The 6,847-nt window shown below is 72.2% G+C and carries 6 protein-coding genes and 1 pseudogene; 5 read left to right on the top strand and 2 right to left on the bottom strand.

All coding sequences use genetic code 11. The features are described 5' to 3' along the window. A partial coding sequence (locus I5E_RS14155; RefSeq protein WP_022907563.1) for a YceI family protein occupies nt 1-608 on the top strand: 608 nt, incomplete at its 5' end. A 519-nt stretch (nt 609-1,127) separates the two neighbouring features. Here the strand turns inward: I5E_RS14155 and I5E_RS14150 are convergent. Beyond that, nucleotides 1,128-1,883: pseudogene (locus tag I5E_RS14150) on the bottom strand (ADP-dependent NAD(P)H-hydrate dehydratase); the annotation flags it as partial. Nucleotides 1,884-2,013: 130 nt separating this feature from the next. Between I5E_RS14150 and I5E_RS14145 the strand changes: the two are divergent. The 4 genes from I5E_RS14145 to I5E_RS14130 all read left to right on the top strand — a co-directional run bounded on the left by I5E_RS14145 (nt 2,014) and on the right by I5E_RS14130 (nt 6,374). Beyond that, nucleotides 2,014-2,658 (top strand): HAD family hydrolase, encoded by a 645-nt coding sequence (locus I5E_RS14145; protein ID WP_031262771.1) that lies wholly within the window; start codon nt 2,014-2,016, stop codon nt 2,656-2,658. Further along, nucleotides 2,655-3,737, top strand: coding sequence for an NADH:flavin oxidoreductase/NADH oxidase (locus I5E_RS14140; protein WP_022907560.1), 1,083 nt, complete (start codon nt 2,655-2,657; stop codon nt 3,735-3,737). The genes I5E_RS14145 and I5E_RS14140 overlap by 4 nt, the downstream gene beginning before the upstream one ends. Before the next feature lie 208 nt (nt 3,738-3,945). Beyond that, nucleotides 3,946-5,340 carry a hemolysin family protein gene (locus I5E_RS14135; RefSeq protein ID WP_022907559.1) on the top strand — a complete coding sequence of 465 codons (1,395 nt, stop codon included), beginning with the start codon at nt 3,946-3,948 and terminating at the stop codon, nt 5,338-5,340. Next, on the top strand, nt 5,337-6,374 hold the full coding sequence (locus tag I5E_RS14130) for a hemolysin family protein (protein ID WP_022907558.1): 1,038 nt from the start codon (nt 5,337-5,339) through the stop codon (nt 6,372-6,374). The genes I5E_RS14135 and I5E_RS14130 overlap by 4 nt, the downstream gene beginning before the upstream one ends. Before the next feature lie 218 nt (nt 6,375-6,592). Here I5E_RS14130 and I5E_RS14125 read toward each other — a convergent pair. Next, nucleotides 6,593-6,847: IMP dehydrogenase (locus I5E_RS14125; protein ID WP_031262769.1), on the bottom strand; the 255-nt coding region annotated here is incomplete at its 5' end.

Below are 6,847 nucleotides of genomic sequence, written 5' to 3'. Positions count from 1 at the left end.
GAGCTCTACCGAGCAGCGAGAACGCGAAGGCGTCGGCAGCGCCGAGCGTCGCCGCGAGCCGCGCACCCTCGACGCTCGACACCGCCGACCTGTCCGGCACGTGGACGGTCGGCGGCGACTCGGAGGCTGGGTACCGCGTCCACGAAGTCCTCAACGGCTCGGACGTCACCGTCACCGGACGCACCGACCGCGTCACCGGCAGCGCCACCGTCGACGGCACCGCCATCACGAAGGCCACCATCGCCGTCCAGGTCGCCGACATCACCACGGACTCGGCCCAGCGCGACTCGTACTTCCGCGACTCGGCACTCGACACGTCCGCGTTCCCCACCGCGACCTTCACCCTCACCGAGCCGATCGCGGACGCGGTCCCCTCCGGCTCCGGCACGACGAAGGTCGAGGCCACGGGCCGGCTCACCCTGCACGGGGTCACCAAATCGGTCACCGCGACGCTCGAGGTCGGGCTGAACGGCGACGGCGTCGACGTCTCCGGATCGATCCCGGTCACCTTCTCGGACTTCGGCGTGCAGGCGCCCAGCCTCGGCTTCGTGCAGGTCGACGACGCGGGTGCGGTCGAGTTCCTCGTGCACGCCACCCCTGCGAACTGACGCGCGCGACGCGCGTCACGCCGTCGACGTGACCACCTGACGGCCAGGAGGCGCGGTGCCGGCCCGCACTGCACCTCCCGTCCCGCACGCGCGTGCGTGCGCCCCGAGCGTCATCCCGCTCCGTCCCAGATGTGCGTGCGTCCGGGGCGTCGTCCCGCTGTCGTACGACAGCGGCGATGTCGCAACCGCGCGCCTGCAACCGTTGCGCCCGCAACAAACGACCCCTGCGCTGTCGTACGACAGCGGCCATGTCGCAACCGCGCGCGTGCAACCGTTGCGCCCGCAACAAACGACCCCTGCGCTGTCGTACGACAGCGGCCATGTCGCAACCGCGCGCGTGCAACCGTTGCGCCCGCAACGAACGACCCCTGCGCTGTCGTACGACAGCGGCGATGTCGCAACCGCGCGCGTGCAACCGTTGCGCCCGCAACGAACGACCCCTGCACTGTCGTTCGACGTCGGGCGTGTCGTTCCGAGTCGGCCCAGGGGCCCTGCCCCGCCCGATCCAGCCGCTCGCGTCTACCCCCGGGCGTCGCCCGCGACGACGAGGTCGCGCACCACCCCGGGCAGCTGCTCGATCAGTGCCGTCATGGTGAACGGTCCGCCGCCGGACGCCCGCCGTGCCGCGATCCCGTGGACCACCGCCGCGGTCGCCGCCAGGTGGGCGAGGTCGGACGGCGTCAGCGTGGACCCGGACGCCTCGGCGGCTCCCTGACGGGCCGCGACCAGCGCCCCGAGCACCCCGCCGAGCACGTCCCCGGCGCCGGCGGCCGCGAGCCACGGCGTCGCCGAGGACGCGACGAGCCGCACCGACCCGTCCGGCGTCGCGACGTGCGTGGCGGACCCCTTCAGGAGCACGACGCTCCCGGTCTGCGCGGCGGCCCGGAGCGCTGCCGCGGCCGGGTCCTGCTCGATGGACTCCCGCGACTCGTGCAGGACGCCGGCGAGCTCCCCCGCGTGCGGCGTCAGCACCGCGAGGGGCCCGAGGTCGACGAGCGGGATCGCGCCGGCGTCGACGACCACGGGGACCCCGTCGTCCGAGGCGTGCCGGAACCCCTCCGCCGTCACGTCGTCCAGGTCGTCGAGCGAGCCCGCCGAGATCCCCGAGCCGACGAGCCAGGCCTGCACCCGGCCGACCCCGGCGACGACCTCGGGACGCCGTGCGAGCACGTGGTCCGACGCACGCGACGGTCCGACGTACCGGACCATCCCGACGCCCGTGTGCACCGCCGCGTCGACACCCATCACGGCGGCTCCCGGGTACTGGTCGGAGCCCGTCGCGACGCCGAGGACCCCGCGGCGGTACTTCGTGGAGTCACCGTGCGGGGTGGTGGTCCAAAGCGGCGGCGTCGATCGGGGCGAAGGGGACGAAGTCGTTCACGACCGCCACGTTACGGTGGAGGGCATGAGCCTGTTCCCGCCCGGTTGTGTGGTGGTCTTCGACTACGGCGAGGTGATCAGCCGGACGCCGCACGCGTCCCGCGACGCGCTCGTCGCGGCGACCGGGGTGCCGGCGGACGAGCTGTTCCCCGTGTACCAGGAGCTCCGGCACGACCTCGACCGCGGCGACCTGTCCGTGCTGGCGTACTGGCGCGCGATCGCCGAGCGCACCGGCCGGACGTGGAGCACCGCCGAGATCCACCGGTTCTGGGCGATCGACTTCACCGGCTGGTTCGAGGTCGACCCGGACACCCTCGCGATCGTCGAGGAGCTGCACGACGCCGGCACCCGACTGGCCCTGCTCTCGAACGCCGGGTTCGACTTCGGCGACCCGTACCGCCGGTCCCCGATGGGCTCCCTGTTCGAGACGGTCGTGGTGAGCGCCGAGGAGCACGTCCTGAAGCCGGACGCCTCGATCTACCACGACACGTGCGAGCGACTGGGAATCGACCCGGCGCAGATGGTGTTCGTCGACAACAGGGCCGAGAACGCCGCCGGCGCGGAAGCGATCGGAGCGGTCGGCCACCACTACACGTCGCCCGCCGCTCTCCGCGCGTTCCTGCTGGGACTCGCGGACACCGGTGCGACCGCCGAGAAGGAGCCCGCGTGACGCACGCCCTGTTCGAACCGATCACCATCCGCGACCTCACCGTCCGCAACCGCATCTGGGTCTCCCCGATGTGCCAGTACTCTGCCGAGGCCCAGGACGGCCTGCCCACCCCGTGGCATCTCGTCCACCTCGGCGGGTTCGCCAAGGGCGGTGCCGGCGCGGTCGTGGTCGAGGCCACCGGTGTCGTGCCCGAGGGGCGCATCAGCCCGCAGGACCTCGGCCTCTGGAACGACGAACAGCGCGACGCGTTCCGCCCGATCGTCGACTTCATCCACGCGCAGGGGGCCGCCGCCGGCGTCCAGCTGGCCCACGCCGGCCGCAAGGCGTCGACGTTCCGCCCGTGGGAGCCGACGCACGGGTCCGTGCCGGCCGAGCAGGGCGGCTGGTCGACCGTCGCGCCGTCCGCCGTCGCCTTCGACGGGTACGCCGAGCCGCGCGAGCTCGCCGTCGAGGACATCCGCGTCGTCGCCCTCGCGTTCGCCCAGGCCGCCCGCCGTGCCGCCGAGGCCGGGTTCGACCTCGTCGAGATCCACGCGGCGCACGGCTACCTGCTGCACCAGTTCCTCTCGCCGCTCAGCAACCACCGCACCGACTCCTACGGCGGCTCGCTCGAGAACCGCGCCCGCGCGCTCCTCGAGGTGCTCGATGCCGTGCGTGCCGAGGTCGGCGAGGGCTTCCCCGTCGTCGTCCGCTTCTCGGCGACCGACTGGACCCCGGGCGGTCTGACGCTCGAGGAGACCACCGAGGTCGCCCGCTGGGCCGCCGAGCACGGCGCCGACCTCGCCGACGTGTCGACCGGCGGCAACGTGGCCAGCGCGCCGATCCCCGTCGGGCCCGGCTACCANGTGCCCTTCGCCGACGCGATCAAGCGCGACGCCGGCATCGGGACGATCGCGGTCGGGATGATCTCGGACGCGTTCCAGGCCGAGCAGATCGTCGCGACCGGCCAGGCCGACGTCGTGATGGTCGGCCGCGAGTTCCTCCGCGACCCGGCCTTCCCGCTCCGCGCCGCCGCCGAGCTCGGGGTCACGGTCGACTACGAGCCGCAGCAGTACCACCGCGCCCCCGTCACGGCGTAGGCCGGCCCGCGCGACGCGGGTCGCGCCTCCTGGACCCACCCGCGGTCCGGGAGGCGCGACCCGCATCCTGTACGTCCTCTCGGTTCCGACCCGCGCCAGGCAGTACGATGGACAGCACTGTGGACGATCCTCCGAATAGTTCCTCGCCTCACTCATCCGCCGCTCACTCGGTGAGCTGCACTCCCTCGCGGCCTGCGGGAGGTGGATCATGAGCCCGATCGACATCGTCATGCTGATCGGTGGCATCCTGCTGACGCTCGGCACCGGCGTCTTCGTCGCGTCCGAGTTCGCGCTGGTCAACCTCGACCGCGCGGACGTCGAGGCACGGCGCGACCGCGGCGAGACCGGCCTCGCGCCCGTCATCGGCGCGCTCAAGGTCACCTCGACCCACCTGTCCAGCGCGCAGCTCGGCATCACGCTGACGACGCTGCTCACCGGCTACCTGCTCGAACCGTCGGTCGCGAAGCTGCTCGAGGCGCCGTTCCTCGCGATGCGGCTCCCCGAGGCGATCGTCGAGACGGTCGGCTCGATCGTGGCGCTCGTCATCGCGACGCTGCTGTCGATGATCCTCGGCGAGCTGGTGCCGAAGAACTTCGCGCTCGCGCTGCCCCTGCAGACCGCCAAGCTCGTCGTGCCCCTGCAGGTTGCGTTCACGACGGTGTTCAAGCCGGCCGTCGCCGTGCTGAACGGCACCGCCAACGCCGTGCTCCGCGCCATGGGGATCGAGCCCCAGGAAGAGCTGTCCGGCGCCCGCAGCGCCGAGGAGCTCACCTCGCTGCTCCGTCGGTCGGCGTCCGAGGGCTCCCTCGAACAGGACACCGCGACGCTCCTCGAGCGCACCATCTCGTTCTCCGAGCTGAGCGCGAGCGACGTGATGACCCCGCGCCCGCGCCTGTCGACGATCCGGGTCTCCGAGTCCGCCGACGACGTCATCGCCCTCGCACGGCGAACCGGGTTCAGCCGGTTCCCCGTGATCGAGGAGGACGCCGACGACGTCGTGGGCATCGTGCACGTGAAGCAGGCCGTCGCCGTCCCGCGCGAGAAGCGTCCGGAGGTGCCCGTCGGCGCCCTCATGACCGACGCCGAGCGGGTCCCCGAGACGATGCCCGGCGACACCCTCCTGACCGAGGTCCGCGGTCGCGGCTACCAGATGGTGATCGTGGTCGACGAGTACGGCGGCACCGCCGGGGTCGTGACCCTCGAGGACCTCATCGAGGAGATCGTGGGCGAGGTGTCCGACGAGCACGACCGCGCGCGGATCGACGTCGTCCGCTCCCGCGACTGGCTGACGTTCCCCGGGCTGCTGCGCCCCGACGAGCTCGAGGACCGCGCCGGCGTGACCGTCCCCGAGGACGGCCCGTACGAGACCGTCGGCGGCTTCATCATGTCGACGCTCGGCCGCCTGCCGGTGGTCGGCGACGAGGTCCGGCTCGACGACGGCGTCTTCCGCGTCGAGCGCCTCGACGGCCGCCGCATCGACCGGATCCGCTGGACGCCCACCCCGCCCCCGACCCCGGCGACGGGCATCATCATCCCCGCGACGAAGACCCCAGCGACGAAGACCCCGGTCACGAAGACCCCGACGAAGGGCAGCACCCGATGAGCTCCGACTGGTGGGGCATCTTCTGGCTCGTCGTGCTGCTGCTCGGCAACGCCTACTTCGTCGCGGCCGAGTTCGCCGTCATCTCCGCCCGCCGCTCGCAGATCGAGCCACGTGCGGAGGAGGGCTCCAAGGCCGCGCAGATGACACTCTGGGCGATGGAGCACGCCACGCGCATGCTGGCCACCACGCAGCTCGGCATCACGGTCTGCTCGCTCCTCATACTCAACGTGTCCGAGCCGGCGATCCACCACCTGCTCGAGGTCCCGCTGCACCTGACCGGGTGGAGCGCCGAGGTGATCGGCACGGTCGCGTTCGTCTTCACCCTGCTGCTCGTCTCGTTCCTGCACGTGGTGTTCGGCGAGATGGTGCCGAAGAACATCTCGTTCTCGATGCCGGACCGCGCCGCGCTCCTGCTCGTGCCGACGCTCTGGTACATCGGGCACGGCCTGCACTGGGTGATCGTCGGCCTGAACGAGGCCGCGAACGCCGTGCTGCGCGTGTTCAAGGTCGAGCCGAAGGACGAGGCCGTCAGCGCGTTCACCGTGGAAGAGGTGCAGACCATCGTCGAGCAGTCCCGTCGCGAGGGCACCCTCACCGACGACGGGAAGCTCGCCCTGGCGTTCGAGTTCACCGAGAAGAAGGTCAAGGACGTCGCGGTGCCGATGGCCGAGCTCGTCACGCTCCCCGAGGACGCCACCCCCGGTGACGTCGAACGGGCCGTGGCGCAGCGCGGGTTCTCGCGGTACGTGCTCGTGGCCGAGGACGGCTCCCCCACGGGCTACGTGCACGTGAAGGACGTCATCGACCTCCGACCCGACGAGTACGACGACCCGGTGCCGCCCAAGCGCATCCGGCAGCTCATCTCGCTCTACACGGAGATGGACCTCGAGGACGCGCTCGCGACCATGCGTGCCGCGGGCCGCCACGTCGCCCGGGCGTTCGACGCCGAGGGCCGGACGCTCGGCGTGCTCTTCCTCGAGGACATCCTCGAGGAGCTCGTCGGCACCGTCGAGGACGCGACGAGGCGGCGGTAGCCGCGCGCGACTGATTGACGGGCGCGCCCCGCTCAGCGGCAACGCGAAGCGTTGCGCGGGGCGCGCCGACCGAGCCTGCGAGGGAGGACCGTGCCAGCTGGCACCGCGCCTCCCGTCCGTGGTCGCGACCACGGCGTCGGCATGCGTTTCGCGCCCAGCGACACGTCACGCGCTGCCTCGCCCGTGAGCTGTCGCTCAGCGCGAGAGTCTGGCGCGCACTACCAGCTGACGGGGAGCGGCTTGCCCTCCTCGTAGCCGGCGGCCGACTGGATGCCGACGAGCGCCCGCTCGGAGAACTCGGCGAGCGAGGACGCGCCCGCGTACGTCGCCGAGCTGCGGACACCGGTGGTGATCATGTCGAGCAGGTCCTCGACGCTCGGCCGCTCCGGGTCGAGGTAGATCGTCGACGACGAGATGCCCTCGGCGAAGAGCGCCTTGCGGGCCCGCTCGTACGGGTCGAGGCGCTCGAAGCG

It is taken from the genome of Curtobacterium sp. B18 (assembly GCF_000333375.1).
Lineage (GTDB): Bacteria > Actinomycetota > Actinomycetes > Actinomycetales > Microbacteriaceae > Curtobacterium.
Note: the sequence above shows the minus strand (reverse complement) of the source record. Positions and strands in the feature narration are given on the sequence as shown.